At 41.3% G+C, this 20,776-nt stretch carries 15 protein-coding genes; 5 read left to right on the top strand and 10 right to left on the bottom strand.

Annotation, left to right across the window (positions count from 1 at the left end):
* Positions 1-17: 17 nt before the first annotated feature.
* On the top strand, positions 18-2,159 hold the full coding sequence (locus tag NQ505_RS04325; RefSeq protein ID WP_004298045.1) for a S46 family peptidase: 2,142 nt from the start codon (positions 18-20) through the stop codon (positions 2,157-2,159).
* 28 nt (positions 2,160-2,187) lie between these two features.
* Here NQ505_RS04325 and NQ505_RS04320 read toward each other — a convergent pair whose 3' ends face one another.
* Positions 2,188-3,054 carry a DMT family transporter gene (locus NQ505_RS04320; RefSeq protein WP_004298047.1) on the bottom strand — a complete coding sequence of 289 codons (867 nt, stop codon included), beginning with the start codon at positions 3,052-3,054 and terminating at the stop codon, positions 2,188-2,190.
* 143 nt (positions 3,055-3,197) lie between these two features.
* Between NQ505_RS04320 and NQ505_RS04315 the strand changes: the two genes are divergently transcribed.
* Positions 3,198-5,855: a glycoside hydrolase family 78 protein gene (locus tag NQ505_RS04315; protein WP_004298048.1), complete on the top strand. Its 2,658-nt coding sequence runs from the start codon at positions 3,198-3,200 to the stop codon at positions 5,853-5,855.
* Here the strand turns inward: NQ505_RS04315 and NQ505_RS04310 are convergent.
* From NQ505_RS04310 to NQ505_RS04270, 9 genes are all read right to left on the bottom strand, one after another.
* Positions 5,849-6,055, bottom strand: a complete 207-nt coding sequence (locus NQ505_RS04310) for a sugar-binding domain-containing protein (protein WP_004298051.1) — start codon at positions 6,053-6,055, stop codon at positions 5,849-5,851. The two genes, NQ505_RS04315 and NQ505_RS04310, sit on opposite strands and share 7 nt — an antisense overlap.
* A 558-nt stretch (positions 6,056-6,613) precedes the next feature.
* Positions 6,614-8,548, bottom strand: a complete 1,935-nt coding sequence (locus tag NQ505_RS04305) for a DEAD/DEAH box helicase (RefSeq protein WP_008998255.1) — start codon at positions 8,546-8,548, stop codon at positions 6,614-6,616.
* Between the two features lie 115 nt (positions 8,549-8,663).
* The gene (locus NQ505_RS04300) at positions 8,664-9,731 is read right to left on the bottom strand and encodes a tyrosine-protein phosphatase (RefSeq protein WP_004311910.1); all 1,068 of its coding nucleotides are present in this window, start codon (positions 9,729-9,731) and stop codon (positions 8,664-8,666) included.
* Positions 9,732-9,894: 163 nt separating this feature from the next.
* Positions 9,895-11,364: a glycoside hydrolase family 125 protein gene (locus NQ505_RS04295; RefSeq protein WP_008998254.1), complete on the bottom strand. Its 1,470-nt coding sequence runs from the start codon at positions 11,362-11,364 to the stop codon at positions 9,895-9,897.
* Positions 11,365-11,399: 35 nt separating this feature from the next.
* Positions 11,400-12,563 (bottom strand): glycoside hydrolase family 76 protein, encoded by a 1,164-nt coding sequence (locus NQ505_RS04290; RefSeq protein ID WP_004298056.1) that lies wholly within the window; start codon positions 12,561-12,563, stop codon positions 11,400-11,402.
* Positions 12,564-12,777: 214 nt separating this feature from the next.
* Entirely contained in the window at positions 12,778-14,394 is a 1,617-nt protein-coding gene (locus NQ505_RS04285) for a DUF6377 domain-containing protein (RefSeq protein ID WP_004298058.1), read from the bottom strand.
* Between the two features lie 152 nt (positions 14,395-14,546).
* Positions 14,547-15,467: a carbohydrate kinase family protein gene (locus tag NQ505_RS04280; protein WP_004302990.1), complete on the bottom strand. Its 921-nt coding sequence runs from the start codon at positions 15,465-15,467 to the stop codon at positions 14,547-14,549.
* A complete protein-coding gene (locus tag NQ505_RS04275; RefSeq protein ID WP_004298060.1) occupies positions 15,455-16,060 on the bottom strand; it encodes an SIS domain-containing protein in 606 nt (201 codons plus the stop codon). Before NQ505_RS04275 ends, NQ505_RS04280 begins: the two co-directional genes overlap by 13 nt.
* Positions 16,061-16,066: 6 nt before the next feature.
* The gene (locus NQ505_RS04270; RefSeq protein WP_008998253.1) at positions 16,067-16,600 is read right to left on the bottom strand and encodes a TIGR00730 family Rossman fold protein; all 534 of its coding nucleotides are present in this window, start codon (positions 16,598-16,600) and stop codon (positions 16,067-16,069) included.
* Between the two features lie 105 nt (positions 16,601-16,705).
* Here NQ505_RS04270 and NQ505_RS04265 point away from each other — a divergent pair, with 105 nt between their 5' ends.
* The 3 genes from NQ505_RS04265 to NQ505_RS04255 all read left to right on the top strand — a co-directional run bounded on the left by NQ505_RS04265 (position 16,706) and on the right by NQ505_RS04255 (position 20,691).
* Complete coding sequence (locus NQ505_RS04265; protein ID WP_004298062.1) at positions 16,706-17,926, top strand: M16 family metallopeptidase; 1,221 nt, start codon at positions 16,706-16,708, stop codon at positions 17,924-17,926.
* 85 nt (positions 17,927-18,011) lie between these two features.
* Entirely contained in the window at positions 18,012-19,580 is a 1,569-nt protein-coding gene (locus NQ505_RS04260) for an ATP-binding protein (protein ID WP_008998252.1), read from the top strand.
* A 13-nt stretch (positions 19,581-19,593) separates the two neighbouring features.
* The gene (locus tag NQ505_RS04255; protein WP_008998251.1) at positions 19,594-20,691 is read left to right on the top strand and encodes an SGNH/GDSL hydrolase family protein; all 1,098 of its coding nucleotides are present in this window, start codon (positions 19,594-19,596) and stop codon (positions 20,689-20,691) included.
* Positions 20,692-20,776 lie beyond the last annotated feature (85 nt).

The following is a 20,776-nucleotide window of genomic DNA, read 5'->3' as shown; positions in this document are numbered from 1 at the left end:
AATCTAAAAATAATAATATGAAGTTCAGACTAACCGTCTTGATAGTCTTTTCTCTCTGTCTGTCGAATGTATTTGCCGATGAGGGAATGTGGTTGTTGGGAAATCTCCGAAAGAATAAACAGACTGACCGGGTAATGAAAGAACTTGGTTTGCAGATGCCTGTGAATAAAATATATGATCCGAAGAAACCATGTCTGGCAGATGCTGTTGTCAGTTTTGGAGGCTTCTGTTCAGGAGTGGTGGTTTCTGAAGACGGTCTGGTGTTTACTAATCATCATTGTGGCTTTAGCAGTATTCAGCAACATTCTTCAGTGGAACATGATTATCTGAAAGATGGCTTCTTTGCACGTAGTCTTGAGGAAGAACTGCCGAATCCGGAATTGTATGTTCGTTTCCTGCTTCGTACGGAAGATGTTACTAAACGCGTATTGTCTGCCGCCCGGCATGCTAAAACGGAAACAGAACGCCGTGTGGCTGTTGATTCGATTATGAATGTAATCAGTATGGAAGTCTCCGAAAAGGATTCTACATTGACTGGTATTGTAGATGCTTATTATGCAGGGAATGAATTCTGGCTATCTGTTTATCGTGATTATAATGATGTCCGCCTGGTTTTTGCACCTCCTTCTTCTGTCGGGAAGTTCGGATGGGATACGGATAATTGGATGTGGCCGCGTCATACGGGCGATTTCAGCGTATTTCGTATCTATGCTAATACCAAGAATGGTCCGGCGGATTATTCTCCTGAAAACGTCCCTTATCATCCCGAATATGTAGCACCCATTTCTTTGGATGGATACAAAGAAGGTTCTTTCTGCATGACGCTTGGCTATCCGGGCAGTACGGAACGTTACCTTTCCTCGTATGGTATCGAAGAGATGATGAATGGAATCAATCAGGCAATGATTGATGTACGGGGAGTGAAACAAACCATCTGGAAACGGGAGATGGACCGTCGTCCGGATATTCGCATTAAGTATGCTTCAAAATACGATGAAAGCTCCAATTATTGGAAGAATAGCATCGGAACGAATAAAGCCATCAAGCATTTGAAAGTGTTGGAAAAGAAGCGGGTGGCTGAAGCAGAGCTTCGTAACTGGATTCAGTCTCATCCGGAAGAGAGAGAGAAACTGATTCGTTTATTTTCTTCTTTAGAGTTGAGTTATAGTAATCGCCGTGAAACCAATCGTGCGTTGGCTTATTTCGGTGAATCGTTTATAAATGGTCCCGAGTTAGTGCAGCTCGCTCTTGAAATTCTCAATTTCGACTTTGAGGCGGAAGAGAAGTTGGTGATAACCCGCATGAAAAAGTTACTGGAGAAGTATGATAATCTCGATCTTTCCATTGATAAGGAGGTTTTTGCTGCCATGCTCAAAGAGTATCAGTCGAAAGTGGATAAAAAGTTTCTGCCTGCTATGTATGAGAAGATAGATACGCTCTACAACGGGAATATTCAGACCTATGTAGACTCTTTGTATGCAACTTCCAATATAACGTCTCCTAAAGGCTTAAAACGCTTTCTGGAGCGAGATACTACTTATAATCTCATAGAGGATCCGGCTGTTTCCTTAAGTCTGGATTTGATTGTGAAGTATTATGAGATGAATCAAAGCATTTCCGAGGCTTCCGAGCAGATAGAGGAGGGGGAGCGTTTGTTCAATGCAGCCATGCGCCGGATGTATGCTGATCGTAATTTTTATCCGGATGCCAACTCTACCATGCGGCTTAGTTTCGGAACGGTTGGAGGATATACTCCTTTTGATGGAGCCACTTATGATTACTACACAACCGTGAAAGGCATTTTTGAGAAAGTGAAGGAACATGCGGGTGATATTGACTTTGCCGTTCAGCCGGAGTTGTTGAGTTTGCTTTCTTCCGGTGATTTCGGAAGATATGCCAATGCGCAGGGAGATATGAATGTTTGTTTTATCTCCAACAATGACATTACAGGCGGTAATTCCGGCAGTGCCATGTTTAATGCCAAAGGAGAATTACTAGGCTTGGCTTTTGATGGCAACTGGGAAGCAATGAGCAGTGATATCGTATTCGAACCAGATTTGCAGCGTTGCATCGGGGTAGATGTGCGGTATATGCTCTTTATCATAGAGAAATACGGTAAGGCAGCCCATCTTATTCAGGAATTAAAAATGGGTCGATGAAGTAAATATTCCGATGAAACCGCATTTTTTATCGTTTTAATATAATAACGATTACGGCAGCGATAATCAGTGCAATACCTACACCAATGCTTGTGGTGAAGGCTTCCCCGAAAAGAAAGATACCTACACATACAGCAGTTACCGGCTCCATAGCTCCCAACACAGAGGTGAGTGTGGAGCCGATGCTTTTTACGGCTCTTACTAGAGCAAGATTAGAAACTACGGTAGGGATTAAAGCTAATAGAATCAAGTTGCCGGCAGTATGCCATTTGCTGATGGGTTGAAGCTGGCTGATGGTTTCCGTTCCGATAAAAAGGAGAATACCTCCGAAAAGGAATACGTAGAAAGTAAGCAGTAGCCCCTTCATCTGTCCAATTTTTAGTTGGCTCATTGTGACGAGATAAAGCGCATATCCGAGTGCCGACAGAAGAACAATGAAAAGTCCCAGGAAAGAAAAGCTTCCCGTTTTTGTATCTCCGCCGGATAAGAAATAAACTCCTGCCACTGCGGATGCAATGGCAGCGATCCGCCAGCCGGACTTCTTTTCTTTAAAGAAGAGCATCATGATTAACGTGGTAAGCACCGGATACATGAAATGAATAGTGGTGGCAACTCCGCTAGCCATAAACTTATATCCCCAGAACAGGAATACGGCAGACATTAAATAAAGAAGCGCAAGAAGAAACAGGGAAGGAATGTCCTGCCTCTTGATGCGAAATGATTGACCATTCACCAATAAGATTCCGCCTAACGCCAGACAGGCAAACAGGAAACGATAGAAAAGTATAGATTCAAATTGCATCCCTGCTTGCATGGCAGGAATGGTAAATAGAGGGATAAGTCCAAAAGAAGCCGATGAAAGCAGCCCATATAGTAAACCATTAACTTTATTCATAGTCAAGTATATATTCGGGCCGCAAAGATATAGCTTTTTTGAGGCAAGTAGATAAAGCGTCCATACAATATTTTTCGTAAATTAGCACGCGATGTAAATATGGCATCCGATTGAAAGAAAATACAAACTAATTTTTGGATAAAATGAAACGATTGACACTATTACCGGGATTACTATTTTTAATGCTGCAAGCAGCATTTTCACAAGAGTCAGGCAGCTGTAAACCAGTGAATCTGGTTTGTGATTATTTGGTGAATCCCTTGGGAATAGATAATCCTGCTCCCCGGTTATCATGGATGCTGAATGATGCTCGAAAAGGAGCACGGCAAACAGCCTGTCAAGTCATCGTAGACAAAGACTCTCTTGAATTGATTGCAGGGAAAGGAACTATCTGGGATTCGGGCAAAAAGGACTCCGAACAGATTCTGATTACCTATTCCGGACAGGAACTTCGTCCTTTTACCAAGTATTATTGGAGAGTGAATGTATGGGATAAGGATGGAGTGAAATCTTCTTCGGCTATTAATAGTTTCGAAACGGGCATGATGGGGATGGAACACTGGCAAGGGGCTTGGATTAGCGATAACAAAGATATTAATTACCGTCCTGCTCCCTATTTCCGGAAAGTGTTTGATGCACGAAAGAAGATACGGTCGGCAAGGGCATATATTGCCGTAGCAGGTTTGTATGAACTGTATATCAATGGTGAGAAGATTGGAAACCACCGGCTGGACCCGCTATATACCCGGTTTGACAGGCGTAATTTCTACGTCACTTATGATATTACTTCCCAAATACAGAAAGGGAAAAATGCGATTGGTGTGTTGCTGGGCAATGGATGGTATAATCATCAGTCAATGGCCGTGTGGGACTTTCATCGTGCACCTTGGCGTAACCGTCCTGCTTTTTGTATGGATGTGCGGATTACTTATGAGGATGGTTCCGTTGAAGTCGTTTCTACGGAGCGGGACTGGAAAACTTCATCCGGCGCATTGATCTTTAATAGCATTTATACAGCCGAGCATTACGACGCTCGTTTGGAACAGAAAGGCTGGAATACCGTGAACTTTGACGATTCTAAATGGAATGGAGTAGGATATAGGGCTGTTCCTTCACAGAATGTGGTGTCACAACAAGTGCAGCCGATTCGTGCAGTAGAAACAATCCCCGTAAAAATCTGGAAGAAACTTAATGATACAACGTATGTATTCGATTTTGCCCGCAATATGGCAGGAGTCACCCGCATTAAAGTGTCCGGGGAAGAGGGAACTGTAGTGAGACTGAAACATGGTGAGCGGTTGTATGACAACGGACGAGTGAATACGTCAAATATTGATGTGTATCACCGCCCGGTAGACAACTCCGATCCTTTTCAAACGGACATCCTCGTTTTGAGTGGAAAGGGAGAGGATGAATTTATGGCACGATTCAATTATAAAGGTTTCAGATACGTGGAAGTAACAAGCACTAACCCCCTTGTATTGAATGAGAATAATCTGACAGCTTACTTTGTGCATAGTGATGTTCCGCAGAAAGGGATGATTCATACTTCGAACGCACTTATCAACCGTCTTTGGTGGGCTACAAATAATGCCTATTTGTCCAACTTGATGGGGTATCCCACCGACTGTCCCCAGCGTGAGAAGAACGGATGGACAGGCGACGGTCATTTTGCTATTGAAACGGCATTATACAATTATGACGGTATCACTGTTTATGAGAAATGGCTTGCCGACCATAGAGATGAGCAACAGCCTAATGGTGTACTTCCCGATATTATTCCTACAGGAGGCTGGGGATATGGTACGGATAATGGACTGGATTGGACAAGCACTATTGCCCTTATTCCATGGAATATTTATATGTTTTATGGCGATCATAAACTGTTGGCAGACTGTTATGAAAATATAAAGCGATATGTAGACTATGTGGATCGCACCAGTCCGACCGGATTGACCTCATGGGGAAGAGGAGACTGGGTGCCTGTTAAATCACATTCTTCCAAGGAACTGACCTCTTCTGTCTATTTCTATGTGGACACCAAAATACTTGCCAATGCCGCAAAGATGTTTAATAAAACGGAAGACTATAAATATTATTCTGCTCTTGCCAATAAGATAAAGAACGCGATTAATGACAAGTTTCTGAATAGAGAAACGGGCATTTATGGTAGCGGCGTTCAGACGGAACAGAGCGTTCCTTTGCAATGGGGCATTGTTCCCGAAGAGTTGAAGAGAAAAGTAGCCCGGAATCTGGCAAAACAGGTGGAAGCAGCCGGCTTTCATTTGGATGTAGGTGTGTTGGGAGCAAAAGCTATATTGAATGCGTTAAGTGAGAACGGTGAAGCCGAAACGGCTTATAAATTAGCTGCACAAGACACTTATCCATCATGGGGTTGCTGGATTGCCAATGGTGCTACCACATTACTGGAGAACTGGGATTTGAATGCCACACGTGACATATCAGACAATCACATGATGTTCGGAGAAATTGGAGGGTGGTTTTATAAAGGATTGGGTGGAATCTTCCCTGACCCCGAAAATCCCGGATTCAAACATATTCTCCTTCGGCCTAATTTCCCCAGTGGATTAAATGAGCTCGAAGCCAGATATCAATCACCTTATGGGGAAATCTGCTCTAAATGGGAACGTAAAAAGAACCGTATTGTCTATCATGTAACTGTTCCGGCAAATAGCACTGCTACCTTTTATGCACCCGACAATGTGAAAGGAGAGCGTGCAGTAAAATTGGAAGCAGGAAAACATATCTTGGAATTACCTATAAAGAGAGCTGTTTATTGAATGTCTTTCGATTGGTAATCCCGGTTGCTGTTTATCCAGATGTAAAAAACAGCTTCTACACCATTGAAACGGATGAATATATCTCTCCCCTTCCATGAATCGGGCAGAGTGAAATCCCTCCGATAGCTACCTACCGGATTGGGCATGGAAGCGAAAGTGTAATCTGCCGGACGAGGCTGGATGACATTGGGCCACTGCACTCCTTTGCTATAATCTCAGAATGGATAGATCACGTTACAATAGAGAGGTTTGTCCCAATTTCGTGCTTTTGTATAGCTGCTTTATAACTAATAGATGGAGTGTTTTGAAATAAGAACTTGACAAACGACTTTTTATTTTGTATCTTTGTGATCAGAAAAGAAACTTATTGATTGGAAATTATGTGTATGAATAGTATAATATTAGAACAGAGTTGCCGACGATTTACCTCTCTTTAGAAGAAGAGGAAATTTATTATATACTAAAGGTTGCAGACTTTTGATGAGTTTGCAACCTTTTTTGTTGTATAAAATTGAATTGTTTGCAGTAGATAGACTTCTTATCGTTTTTAATAAATAGGAATATCGTTTATTAAAAACGATAAGAAAGTTTATTAGAAACACAAAAGTAGATTCTGTATGAACAGTTGTCTTTTTTCAATAAGATAGAATAGGGATAATGTTGTTCCTTCTCATTAGAATGTCAAGATGGTAATTAGTTGTAACATAAAGATCTCTGACTAATAATGTACAAATCTACGGATTATGCTTGCTTCATATTTATTTCTTCTTAGGTTTTCTACGTGCCCATCCTTCTTCGCTGAAGTCAGGTTCTTTATCTTTAAAAAACTCTTGCCAGTCATCTTTCTTCTTCGGACCGCGAGCATCAGAGTATCCCCGATCAGCACGACTAGGTTTATCTTTTTTTGTTGACTTTGAGTCTTTTGCAGAAGCATCTTTCGGTTTTCTATCCTTATTCTCATAGCGCGGTGCACGTTCGTCGCTTTTGCCGCCGAATCGTTTACCTCCCTTGCGCTCATTTGAACCGTTTTCACGTCCTTTTCCGCTTTCTTCACCGGCGCCGGCAATCTCAACAACTACCTTGCGTCCGTTCCATTTAGCCCTATTCAGCGCCTTGATTACATTTGTCGCTTCCTTTTCCGGCACTTCAAAGAAAGAATAGTTCTGCATTAGGTCAATGCGTCCCAACTCGATACGTCCCCGTGTATTGCTGTTCAACAGTCCGATAAGATCACTAGGGAAGAAACTGTCTGTTTTACCCAAATTGATAAACAGGCGGTTAAAGCCCGGTGCAGCTTGGCGGCTTCTTTTTTCGAAACCACCTTCTTTGCGGTCACCCCGTCCGGTACGTTCTCCTCTGATGTCAGTCGGTACTTCTATTTCTGCACGGTTGCGATAATACTCGGCGAAACGGTTAAATTCGTGAGAAACCATTCGTTTAATCAGGTCCTCTTTGCTCAACCATTCCAGTTTACGATAGATTTCCGGCATAAAGTCAGCAATTTCTTCCTCGTTTACTTTTACTTTTTCGAGATCATCAATAACCTTAATCAGTTGCTTCTGACAGATACCTGCTGCGGTTGGCATTTCTCCGACAATGAATTTTTTGCTGATAATCCGTTCGATTTCTCTCATCTTTCCTTTTTCACGGAGGTTGATGATGGCAATGGAAGTTCCTGTTTTTCCGGCACGTCCTGTACGTCCGCTGCGATGTGTATAACTCTCTGTATCGTCTGGTAATCCGTAATTGATAACATGCGTCAGATCGTCTACATCAAGTCCGCGGGCAGCCACGTCAGTTGCCACGAGCAGTTGCAAGTTGCGGATGCGGAATTTCTGCATAACAGCATCCCGTTGTGCTTGAGAAAGCTCACCATGCAAAGAATCGGCATTGTAGCCTTCTTGCATTAATTTGTCGGCAATTTCTTGAGTTTCTTTACGGGTACGGCAGAAAATAATACCGTATATTTGTGGGTAGTAATCGACGATACGCTTTAAAGCTTCGTATTTGTCCTTAGCCTGTACGGTATAAACAACGTGTTTAACGTTGTTGGTGCTTTCATTCTTGCGGCCAATAGTGATTTCTTTCGCATTGCGCAGGTAATTTTTGGAAATGCGTGCGATTTCCGGACTCATTGTTGCGGAAAACAATAGAGTGTTGCGTTCCTGCGGTACATCAGCCAGAATGGCGTTGATGCTTTCTGTGAACCCCATATTAAGCATTTCGTCCGCTTCATCCATTACTACATTGTGGATGGTAGACAAGGAAACGGTTTTGCGTTCCATCAGGTCCAACAGGCGTCCGGGTGTAGCTACAATGATGTGTACTCCTCGTTTGAGGCTGCGTATCTGGCTGTCAATAGAAGAACCACCATATACAGGTAATACTTTTAGTCCATCAATGTATTTGGAATAGTCGTTCAAATCTCCTGCTATCTGGAGACAGAGCTCGCGGGTAGGGCAGAGGATAAGCGATTGTGGAATTCTGTTTTTTACGTCAACTTGTTGGAGCAAGGGCAAACCGAATGCGGCTGTTTTACCTGTTCCTGTCTGTGCAAGAGCTACTACATCATTATTTTCTCCTAAAAGGTACGGAATCACTTCTTCTTGTACCGGCATGGGATTCTCGTATCCCATTTCTTCAATTGCTCTACGTATCTCCGGAGAAACGCCAAGCTCTTCAAATGTCTTCATTAAATCTCTGTATATCTTTTATTTCGGCTGCAAAGATAGTTAATTTAGTTGATAATGAATGATTGATAGTAGATAATTATTATAGACGCCACCCTATTTTATCACTTATCAACTATTAATTATCAGTTAGTAAGATGCTGCGTAACTGTTCAATTTCTTCTGCAGAAAGTCCGATTCCCTTTTTCAGATAGGTCTGTACGCTCCCGTATTCAGCCTCAATCTGTTCTTTGGCAGCGTTCAGGAAATCTTCTTTTGCAGAGTAGATGGTTGTAATGGCTTCTTGCGAATTGACCGATAACTTATATGCATATTGAGAAGCTTTGGGAATATTAAAATAGTCATTACTCAAACGATAGTCTTCCATAATGACGTCTTCGTTGACTCCAAGAGCGGCAAGCAATAAGGCGGAAACGACCCCTGTACGCCCTTTCCCGGATGTACAATGAATCACAACCGGATAATGAGTACGGTCGAGAAGGACGGTGAACAGCTTTTTGAATTCCTTTTGGTAGTTTATAACTAATTCCCGATTCATTTGTTCTACCAAACGATAAATAGTGTCACTTTTTATCTTCTCTTCCTGAATTCCTTGCAGAATTTCTTCCATGTTCCCTGTGAGAATAGGGATATGTATGATATTAAATTCATCATCATGCAATTGCGGGTAGTTGTGGCGTTCATTTTCAGAACGTAAGTCTATAATCGTCCGTACGCCCATATTCTTGAGTTCCCGGCGTGAGCAGGGAGGAATACTGTCTATTTGTGCGGAACGGTATATCATTCCCCAGCGAAGAGATTTTCCGGTACCAGCAGATTCGTATCCTCCTAAATCGCGGAAATTCTGTATGCCGGGGATGTTAATGTTGCGGGTGGCCACTTTAACCCGGTATTTGTTATTAAATACCATCAAGTAGTAATAACGTTGAGACGGATCGTTGGTTACGATTGTCATTTTACCACTGGAAATGTTTGCCATTGCAATGGGAGAATCTTCCGGAATAGCTTCAGGAGAAGTAGAGGTGTATACTTTTACCTGTCCTTTTAATACCGGTGCTGTTTCCCATTTGATAATACAGTTTCCTACGTTATTTTCTTCACATACCACAGATATAGCAGGTGATGTGCCAGAACATGATGGGAGCACTAATAAAACAGTAAGCCAGCTTAACAGGTTTCTATACATAGTTTCTTTGTCTTGAATCGTATACTGCAAAGATAAGAATTACCCGAAGATGTGGTAATTCCTTTGCTATAATTAGCCAAAGTTAATAGTAATTTACGTGTTAAAAAAGGGCGCTTCTTCGTTATAGAAGAGCGCCCTGAATGAGAAGTAACCTAAGTTTGCTTTATTGAATATTGTTCAATAGATCTATTTTTCCTTCGTTGACCAACTTTAAAATGAGCTCACCAAATAAGGTGTTTTGCCATGCAAACCAGGCGCGTGTGAAGTTTTTAGGGTCATCCTTATGGAAAGATTCGTGCATGAATCCTGTTCCTGCATCTGTATCCATCAGCATTTTTATGCAAGACTTAATTTCCTGGTCGTCCTGACTGGTGAATGCCTTCATCATGATACTCATAGGCCATATCATATCATAACCGATGTGAGGTCCTCCAATACCTTCTCCTGCCTTTCCTTTGAAGAAGTAGGGGTTGTCTTTGCTCCATACAAAACGACGTGTGTTTTGATAAATAGGATCGTTGATGTCTACATCTCCCAGATAAGGCATTGCCAGCAGGCTTGGTACGTTGGCGTCGTCCATTAAGAGATGATTTCCGAATCCGTCTACTTCAAAAGCATAGATTGTACCATATTTAGGATGATTGTAAGTTGCATATTCTTTTAATGCGGTTTCTACTTCTTGTGCCAAATCTGTGCACTGTTTCGCCAGACTGGTGTTTTTGTTTACAACATTCAGAATTTCCGCAGCTTTCTTTAGAGAAGAAACAGCGAAGAAATTAGACGGTACGAGGAACTGTAAAGTGGTTGCATCGTCAGACGGACGGAAAGCTGAAACAATGAGTCCGACAGGATTTACAGGAGCACCTAGACCGTTATTGTTTAATGTGTCGAGTGCGCGTTCTGTCTTACGCTGGAATTTATAGGGACCCACTCCCTCTTTGCGCTGTTGTTCCTTGAAAGTTGTCAGTATGTTGGCGATGGCCTGTATCCATTCATTATCAAAGATGCTTGCATCACCGGTTTCTTTCCAATATTGATAGGCCAGACGTAATGGATAGCATAAAGAATCTATTTCCCATTTACGTTCGTGCAGTTCCGGTTTCATATCGGTCAGGTCGGACATCCAATCTCCTCCCACAGCCCCATCATTGAAAGCATTGGCGTATGGATCGATATTTATACATTTAAATTGTCTGCGTATCACTCCTTCGAGCATTTTCTTCAATTCCGGGTCTTTATTCACTAATTGTATATAAGGCCAAACCTGTGCTCCTGAGTCACGTAACCACATGGCATGGATATCTCCTGTGTAGACGAAAGTATCAGGCTTACCGTCTGTTGTACGGTAATGAACTGTTGTCTCAAGGGTATTTGGAAAACAATTCTCGAACATCCATGCCAATTTTTGATTAGTAAGTAGCTTTTTCACCCTGATGATTTCTGCTTCCACGGCTTTTGATTTAAAAAGCCGCTTGTTTACGGGTGGACGATTACTTTTATAAGCGGCAATTTCAGCTGCTTGATTGACCACATTGGTATGATCCTTAGCCAGGATAAGTTCTGTAGCTTTGGCAGGACCTCCCATTAATAGGGTGGTCGTGATGATACATATTCCGATATTTCTTTTCTTCATATCTCTATTGTTTTTAAGAGGGTTATTAAAAGTGATTATTGTAAATCGATTCCGCCTAGTCTTCCATACATTTCTATGAAAGCAGCTTGTGTCAAGAGCCATTTTTTCTCGTTTTTATCTGTGCCGCTCCAATCTGTCTGGAACAAGCCTCGTTCATCTCTGGCATGATGCCATGCGTAATCAAGACTTCTCTGGAAATCGGTTAGATAAGTCTTGTTATGGTCTATCTGATAAAGTTCAATAAAGCCTCTAAGCATAACGGCTGTGAACCAAATATTTCCTTTTTTCAGTAATTGGAATGTTTGTCCGTCTGGAGAGGTGAACTGAGTGAAGAAGTGCTTGTGACACGCTTCTGCTATATTTTGTGCATCTTCCAGATAACTTTTCTGTTTGGTAATTTGATAGAGTAGGGCAGCTGCCTGCATCATTTGTCCACTGTTATAGGCAAATTTGGCACGACCGGTTTTCTTGTTGAGTGAGATGTTGTCAAAGTATAGATGATCTTTTGAGTCTTCCAGGTTCTTTTTAGTCCATTCGTATAACTCTTTTCCTTCTTTTAAATAGGCATCATCTTGAGTAGCTTGAAATAGTTTGAGAGCGAATACGGCTCCCGGTGCATTAGAACAAGTATTTTTAGATTCCTTCTTTTGTTCGCACCAGTAGACTCCTCCGCCGAGTACGTCATCTTTACCACTAAGGATAAACTTCCATATTAGTTTAGCTTTCTCCAGATAAGCTTGTTTTCCTGTCATTCGATAAAAATCGGTAAAATCGATACCTAACCAGACGTTATCATCATAAAAACGATCGGAGAGAGGTTGGCTGCTGATATAAGATGAGTAAGCGAATGGTTCTCTTCGTGTGTCGAAGTATTCTTCCAATCCTGGTAGTACTTTGTTTTCCAGAAGCTTTTTATACTTCTTATTTCCAGTGCTCTCCAGTAATGCATTTACTGCAGAGAATGTACCCGAATACGGCCAAAGGTAGGAATATTCATTGCGTCTTTTTGCTTGTTCTTCTGATGCTAGATAAGTTGCCTTACTGTCTTGGTCAAAAGGATAATTCTCACGTAAAAGACAGGTGTTGGGTGCTGCATAGTTTTGGTAAAGAGCATCCAAAGTTTGCTGTGCTTTTTCTATGTTAGGATTTGTGTTTGCAATGGTGAAAGCACAAATAACATTAAGTAATAGGCCGTTCATAATTTTTTATTTAAGTGGTGTTTATATAAATAGTAATTTGAATTAGTTCGCAGGTTTTATTGTGACCCTACAAAAATACCTTATTTCGGTTACTTTTTAAAAGGGGAGTGAGCAGATTGTAAATGATTGTTTAGGGTATGTTGTTGATAATCAGGGAATATTTGGTCAGGGAATCTCTGATAAATGTAAATGATGCTGTATGATTAATGCACTGTTATTCCCGGATTTGTTGTCCGATTCGAGCTACTTTTTCTTCAAATTCATTCCGGTCTCCATTTGCTTTGATCCGCATTTTTGAGCGGTAATTATAGATGGTCGATAATGAGTACTGTAAGAAATGAGCTATTTTCACACTGTCTGTAATTCCCAGTCGGATAAGTGCGAAGATCCGTAATTCGGGTGTTAAGAGTTTGCCGGGTCCTGGAATGATTGCATTTTCCGGTAAAAGCAATGCGTTAAAATCTTCGACGAAATTCGGAAAGAGATTCAGGATTGCTTTGTCGAAGTTATTATAAAATTCAGCCAGATCTTCTTCTGTATTGAGAGAGGAGTGGAGGAAAGAGGTTACTTTCTTTATATCTTCACTTTTGGCTATTTTGAGTGCTCTTTTCTTAAAATTGGCAATTTTACTGATATAACTGGTATATTGTTCCATATACAGCCCTACATATTCTTCTTTGATTTTATTGTTATCTGCCAATATTGAGTTCATTTGTTGTATTTCGTAAAGATGATAAGACAAACTCTCATTAGCTTGTTCCACTTTACCTTTTTGTTTTTTCAGTTGTACGGACAGGATGAATAGCAGAATGCAGACAATGCATAATGCAATGAGCAATGCCGTTATGATGATAAATTTATGTTTCTCCTTTTCTTGAAATGCCTTATCTATGAAAAGATACATATCTGAGGCTTCGATGGTGTTAATTCTCGCATTACATAGGATAGCGTCCTCCATTGCATTTTTCATATATTTAGATGCCCGGTCTATGTCCCCACTCTCAAAGATTAGTTTGGCTAATATTTTTAAAGAGAGGTTTTCTCTAGCTCCATTTAATACATCAGAAATGGCGGATATTGCGAAATACTTAATCGTATTCTCATGATCATTTTTACCTTGATAGGCAGATGCCAGAGAATATGCTATGATTCCGGCATTTCTTGAATAGGGTGTATAACTTTGATAAGTGCTGTCCAGTATATGAATAGCATCATCATACTTTTTATGGAAAAGAAGAGTTGGTGCGGTTATAAAAGCTCGTACGTTTGATGGGACTTCTTTGCATTGGAGCAGCGAATCGCGATATATTTGTGCTATCAGATCATTTTCTTGTGAATCGTCCTCGTTGGAAGCAAAAGCTTTCTGGTGATTGTAGATCGTGACTTGTCCGAGAAAATATTCAGCTTTGAGTTTAGGAGATAGTTGCTTTTGTTGCATCGAATTGGTAATTGCCAAAGCTTCTTTGAAAAAGCCCATCGAAGATAATATTCTTGAATAATCCAGTTTAGCTTCAATTAAAAGTTCTTTGTCATTACTTTCTTGAGCGAACCTGTTCATGTGGATGGCATAGGCTAAAGCGGAATCTTTTTGGAAAGATGAATACTCAAAACAAAGAGACTGTGCTGTCCCAACTTTCTTTCGAATATCCCTGGATTGTCTTAATATTATTTTCAGGCTGTCTATCTGTCTTTGCTTTTGTTGGGTATAACTAGCTTTGTTTTGTAGAGATTTATCTAATACTTTTAACAATGTTTTTACTTCATCGTTTGCTTTTGCTGGTAAACTGATGAAGATAAAGATTATCAATAGAGGTAAAATAAATCTTTTCATATATTAAGTAAGATTGCTTATTGAATATGGTTGTTTGCAAAGATAAGGAAATCCATATTAAGTTAAGGTTGACAGATTAACTTAATATGGATTTTATGAAAATAGGGATTTCGCTGGATGAATTACTTATATCCAAATCCTTATTTGTAATATCACTTGTATTTTTGTGCAAACTCCACCGAAACCGAATTGCTGAAACTTCGGCAAACTTCAGCTGCGAAGTCTTTCCCGCATTGGATTATTTTATCCCAGATCTCTTCATTCAAGTTATTTAGATCGCGGTATCGGACATCGTATTTGAGTAATCCGTAGATCAGCCCTGCATTGAAGTTATCACCAGCTCCAATAGTACTGACTGCTTGTAATGGTTCTATCGGATAATCTTTATTGACCAGATTAGTGCGTAACGCTACCTTTTCCGCACCTGCAGTACAGATGAACCGGGGACAGTAGAATTTGATTTTATCCTTGTAAATCTTGTCTATATCCTGCATGTTATACATATATAGAAAATCCTCTAAAGAACCGCGTACAATATCCGCATATTCCAGATTTTCAATAATGGTCGGAGCCAGTTTCATGGCTTCATTCTTGTGTGAAGAACGGAAATTCGGGTCATAATAGATGATGGCTTTCTTTTCACGTGCCTGATCTAGTAATTCGAGAATCTTCTCCCTCAGAACCGGATTCAGTGCGTAATAAGAACCCACCATGACAATGTCGTCTTCCTCTAGTTTCGGAAACAAAACATCCAGACGTTGCTTCGGGTAGTCTTTGTAGAAGATATATTCGGCATCACTCTGCTCGTTCAGGAAGGCTAAAGATACGGGTGATTTTCCATCCGGGAATACATTTACATGATCGGTTGGAATATGATTCTCACGCATGAACTGCAGGATAATATTGCCTACACGATCATTTCCGGTTTCACTGATGAAGCCGACGTTTATTCCCATTCGTCCCAATGAGACAATACCGTTGAATACAGAACCTCCCGGTACGGCGGCAGAAGGCTGGTCACCTCGAAAGATGATATCGAGGATGGTCTCTCCGATACCGATTACTTTTCGCATAGTGATCTTGATTTTTCTCCCAGATAACCGCCATGGTGACGTTTTGAATATTCAGCGATAGTAAATCCTGTTTCCTTCATGGTTTGTACTACCAATATATCTCCGATCACTGTCATGGCAGTAGTGGATGTAGTAGGAGTCATCCCTAACACACAGACTTCTGCAGGCTTGCCGGTACTTAGACAGACATCCGATTCTTTTGCCAGCGGACTATCCGGATTTCCGGTGATAACGATAAACTTCAGATCCGGGTCCAGATTATGGGCTAAGCGGGTTAATTCCACAATCTCACGTGTCTTGCCAGAGTTAGAGATCAGCAGGAGTAGATCGTTTTTTTGTAAGATACCCAAATCCCCGTGTTGCGCCTCGCTGGGATGCAGAAAGACGGATGGAATACCGGTGGAACAGAAAGTCGTAGCAATGTTCATAGCAATCTGCCCGGCTTTTCCCATACCGGAAGTTACCAGTTTTCCCTTTTTCTGATGTATTTGTTCTACAATCAGTTTCACCGCTTTTTCATAAGCGTCTGTTACGGGGATGTTGAGCACAGCTTGTGCTTCCTGTTGCAAAAGTTGTTTGATGGAGTCTATCATATAGGATCAGTTTATTTTTTCTTTTAATTCATTTAATGTGTTTGCTACTTCGTAATAGGTTGAGAAAGGCTGTCGTGCAAAACCTTTGTTCTCCAGGGTGTGGAGTGCTTTTAATAGCTCGTCGTAAAAACCATATTCATTGTAGAAAATGACCTTCTTCCGGTGATATCCGATAGAGGCAGCGGCTATTACGTGGAAAATCTCATCAAGAGTACCGACGCCTCCGGGGAGTGCAACCAATACCTCCGACTTCTCCGTTATGATATCTTTGCGGTCACTCAAGTTACGGGTATGAATTTCTTCATCTAACAGACTGCTTACCTTGCCATTCTCTTCCAGTTTGGCAGGAACTACTCCAATGACCTTACCGCCATTTTCTTTCACGACACGAGCTATGCATTCCATTAATCCGAGGCTGGCTCCTCCATATATCAAGGTTTTGCCTGTCTGCCCCATCCATTTGCCTATTTGGCTGGCGCTTTCGAAGTACATTTTGTCAATGTTATCGGAGGCGGAACAGAATATTCCTATCTTTTCCATATACGTTGTTGCTGTTATAGTCCACAAATATCTGCAATTTTCTATAAACAGCAATAAGTTTTATTGTATTTTTGTGGCATTAATTCAATAAGGAAGTATAAAACGATGCAAGGTAACGAATATACATTGCCAAATGGCCTGCGTATTATCCATGAACCAACCCTCTCAAAAGTAGCTTATTGTGGTTTTGCGATTGATGCCGGAACCCGTGATGAGGCGGAGAATGAGCAGGGAATGGCCCATTTTGTAGAACATCTGATTTTTAAGGGAACGGAGAAGCGGAAAGCCTGGCATATCCTCAACCGGATGGAGAATGTAGGTGGTGACCTGAATGCTTACACAAATAAGGAAGAAACTGTCGTCTATGCCGCTTTCCTGAAAGAACATCTGGAACGTGCGCTTGAGTTGTTGGGGGATATTGTATTTCATTCAACCTTTCCGCAGCATGAGATAGAAAAAGAAACAGAGGTCATTATCGATGAAATCCAGTCGTATGAAGATACTCCGTCGGAACTGATATTTGACGATTTTGAAGACATGATCTTCCGCAATCATCCATTGGGAAGAAACATTCTTGGTAAACCGGAACTTCTGCGGAGTTTTCGCACGGAAGATGTTCTATCGTTTACCCGCCGTTTTTACCAACCGGGGAATATGGTGTTTTTTGTTCAGGGGCAATACGAGTTCAAGAGAATCATCCGTCTGGTAGAAAAATACCTGTTGGATATTCCTGATGTGAAGGTAGAGAATCGCCGTACACCTCCGCCTCTGTATGTGCCGGAACATTTGACAGTGGCCAGAGATACACATCAGGCGCATGTTATGATCGGTAGCCGTGGCTATAATGCGTATGATGACAAACGTACTGCACTCTATCTGCTGAATAATGTCCTTGGAGGTCCCGGAATGAATAGTAAACTGAATGTGTCCCTTCGCGAACGCAGAGGATTGGTCTATAATGTCGAATCCAATCTGACTTCCTATACGGATACGGGAGCTTTCTGTATTTATTTCGGGACGGATGTGGATGACATGGATACTTGCCTGAAATTGACTTATAAGGAATTGAAGCGGATGCGCGATACGAAGATGACTTCCTCCCAGTTGGCGGCAGCGAAGAAGCAGTTGATCGGACAAATCGGAGTAGCGTCCGATAACTTTGAGAATAATGCGTTAGGGATGGCGAAAACATTCTTGCATTATCATAAGTATGAATCATCCGAGCTTGTTTTTAAGCGTATAGAAGAGCTAACAGCAGAGATGTTGTTGGAAGTTGCCAATGAGATGTTTGCAGAGGAATACTTATCTACGTTGATTTACAAATAATTGATTGACAGATTTGCTTTCATTGCCAGAATTCGTATTTTTGTAGCAGATACGTATGTGATAACAATCTAATAGTAGAAATTGTATGTTGGTGACGGGCAGAAAACTCCCTATCGGGATTCAGACTTTCGAAGATATCCGCAATGACGGATACTTGTATGTAGATAAGACCGCATTGATGTGGACTATAGCAAACATCGGTAAACCTTTTTTTTTAAGCCGTCCGCGCCGATTCGGGAAGAGTTTGTTAATTTCTACGTTTGAAGCCTATTTCAAGGGACGGCGTGACCTTTTCACGGGACTTGCCGTGGAACAATTAGAAAAGAAGTGGGAAGAATATCCCGTACTGCATCTGGATTTGAATGCCGAGAAATATGATTCACCGGACAGATTGGATGCTATTTTAAGTAACCAGTTAACTCAATGGGAAGCTATATACGGCAGGGGAGAAGATGAAACCACTTTGTCTTCCCGTTTCTTGGGTGTCATTCGTCGTGCCTCCGAACAAGCAGGCAGGGGTGTTGTAGTCCTGGTGGATGAGTATGATAAGCCCTTACTACAGGCTATTCAGAATGAACCGCTTCTCGATTCTTACCGTTCTACTTTGAAAGCTTTCTACGGTGTGTTGAAGAGTGCAGACCGCTATCTTCGTTTTGCTTTTCTGACAGGTGTCACCAAATTCTCGCAAGTAAGTGTGTTTAGTGATCTGAACCAATTGAATGATATCAGTCTGAATTATGACTTCTCTACTCTTTGTGGAATCACCCGCGAAGAACTTCTTGCTAATTTTGAACCGGAGATTGCAGCTTTATCGAAAGCAAATGACATCAATACGAAAGAAGTTGTGGAAACAATGACCCAGCAGTATGACGGTTATCATTTTCATCCTAATGGAGAAGGAGTGTTCAATCCATTCAGTGTTCTGAATGCATTTTTCAGTAAAGAGTTCGGTAATTACTGGTTTCAGACCGGAACTCCTACTTTCCTTGTGGAGTTATTGAAAGAGAGTGATTATGATCTTCGCTTGCTGATGGATGGTATAGAGACAGCTGCTTCCGCTTTCACTGAATATCGTGCGGATAGGAAAAATCCTATTCCATTGATTTATCAGAGTGGTTATCTGACTATTAAAGATTATGACAGAGAGTTTAGACTTTATCGTTTAGGCTTCCCTAACGACGAAGTACGTTATGGCTTTCTTAACTTTTTACTCCCATTTTATACGGCAGTCACGGATGAAGAACGAAGCTTTTATATAGGTAAGTTTGTTCAAGAACTACGTACAGGCAATGTTGACGCTTTCATGCACCGCTTTGAAGCTTTCTTTGCAGATTTTCCTTACGAGTTGAATGACCAGACTGAACGTCATTATCAAGTCATCATATATTTAATATTCAAACTGATGGGACAATTCACGCAGGCAGAAGTACATAGCTCACGGGGACGTGCAGATGCGGTTGTACGAACCCCGAAGTTCATCTATATTTTCGAATTCAAGCTGAATGGGACTGTTGAGCAGGCCATGGAGCAGATTGAAGAAAAAGGTTATGCTTTTCCTTATACGGCAGAGGATCAACAAGTGATAAAAGTTGGTGTAGAGTTTAGCGCAGAGAAACGAAATGTAGAGCGCTGGATGGTAGCGAAAGAATTTTAATATAAAATTGATTATGAAAAACTTAATACGAAATGTCTGGGTTTGCTTGGGGCTGATGGTGCTTCCCTTCACAGCCTCCGGACAACAAAAGGATAACATTACCTATGTACCGGCTCAAGAGCTTTTACTGGTAGGCAAAGCAACTACCGAAGGCGGATACTTCCATCGGGTAGATACAGCCAAGTATTGTACAATGCCTCCCACAGTGAAGAAACTATTCACAAACTCTGCCGGTCTGGCTATCTCTTTTACAACGAATAGCCCCGTCATAAAAGCCAAATGGATGGTTCCTGATAATTACCAGTTACCCAATCTGACGAGAGTTGCTCAGGAAGGTCTGGATTTGTATATCAAACGGGATGGAAAATGGCAATTTGCCGGAGTAGGGATACCAGGTGGTGTGACTACGGAAAAAGTGCTTGTTGATAATATGGGTACGGAAGAGAAAGAATGTTTGTTATATCTGCCTTTATATGATGAACTGAAAAGTCTGGAAATAGGTGTTTCTTCTGATGCACACATACGTAAAGGAGAAAATCCGTTCAAAGAAAAGATAGTGGTATACGGGTCCAGTATTTTGCAGGGAGCATCTGCCAGTCGTCCCGGGATGGCTTATCCGGCTCGTTTGTCCCGTAGCAGCGGATATAATTTTATCAATTTAGGATTGAGCGGAAACGGCAAGATGGAGAAAGAAGTTGCCGAGATGTTGGCGGATATTGATGCGGATGCTTTCATTCTCGATTGTATTCCTAATCCTTCTCCCAAAGAGATAACCGACCGGACTGTTGATTTTGTAATGACGTTGCGCCAGAAGCATCCGGATACGCCTATTATTGTGATACAGACATTGATACGTGAAACAGGTAATTTCAACCAGAAAGCTCGTGAGAATGTAAAACGGCAGAACGAGGCCATCGCTGAACAGGTAGAAGTATTGCGAAAGAAAAATGTCAAAAACCTGTATTTCATAAAAGAAGATCAATTCTTGGGAACAGACCATGAGGGGACTGTAGATGGGACCCATCCGAATGACTTGGGATTCGACCGAATGTTGAAGAAATATAAACCGGCTATCAGTAAGATTCTGAAGATCAAATTCAAGACTGAATAACAGGAATGAAAGATTATAACAGAGACAGATAGAAAAAAATAAAGGTCAATTCATGGGGGTGAATTGGCCTTTTTCTTTTGCAAAT

This window comes from Bacteroides sp. D2 (assembly GCF_025147085.1).
GTDB lineage: Bacteria > Bacteroidota > Bacteroidia > Bacteroidales > Bacteroidaceae > Bacteroides.
This window is presented reverse-complemented; position numbering and strand designations above follow the sequence as displayed.

Coding starts and splice junctions, on each gene's coding strand:
- NQ505_RS04275 (WP_004298060.1), bottom strand. CDS start 16,060: ATGATAGACTCCATCAAACAACTTTTGCAACAGGAAGCACAAGCTGTG.
- NQ505_RS04265 (WP_004298062.1), top strand. CDS start 16,706: ATGCAAGGTAACGAATATACATTGCCAAATGGCCTGCGTATTATCCAT.
- NQ505_RS04260 (WP_008998252.1), top strand. CDS start 18,012: ATGTTGGTGACGGGCAGAAAACTCCCTATCGGGATTCAGACTTTCGAA.
- NQ505_RS04255 (WP_008998251.1), top strand. CDS start 19,594: ATGAAAAACTTAATACGAAATGTCTGGGTTTGCTTGGGGCTGATGGTG.
- NQ505_RS04325 (WP_004298045.1), top strand. CDS start 18: ATGAAGTTCAGACTAACCGTCTTGATAGTCTTTTCTCTCTGTCTGTCG.
- NQ505_RS04295 (WP_008998254.1), bottom strand. CDS start 11,364: ATGAAGAAAAGAAATATCGGAATATGTATCATCACGACCACCCTATTA.
- NQ505_RS04305 (WP_008998255.1), bottom strand. CDS start 8,548: ATGAAGACATTTGAAGAGCTTGGCGTTTCTCCGGAGATACGTAGAGCA.
- NQ505_RS04280 (WP_004302990.1), bottom strand. CDS start 15,467: ATGCGAAAAGTAATCGGTATCGGAGAGACCATCCTCGATATCATCTTT.
- NQ505_RS04300 (WP_004311910.1), bottom strand. CDS start 9,731: ATGTATAGAAACCTGTTAAGCTGGCTTACTGTTTTATTAGTGCTCCCA.
- NQ505_RS04270 (WP_008998253.1), bottom strand. CDS start 16,600: ATGGAAAAGATAGGAATATTCTGTTCCGCCTCCGATAACATTGACAAA.
- NQ505_RS04320 (WP_004298047.1), bottom strand. CDS start 3,054: ATGAATAAAGTTAATGGTTTACTATATGGGCTGCTTTCATCGGCTTCT.
- NQ505_RS04290 (WP_004298056.1), bottom strand. CDS start 12,563: ATGAACGGCCTATTACTTAATGTTATTTGTGCTTTCACCATTGCAAAC.
- NQ505_RS04315 (WP_004298048.1), top strand. CDS start 3,198: ATGAAACGATTGACACTATTACCGGGATTACTATTTTTAATGCTGCAA.
- NQ505_RS04285 (WP_004298058.1), bottom strand. CDS start 14,394: ATGAAAAGATTTATTTTACCTCTATTGATAATCTTTATCTTCATCAGT.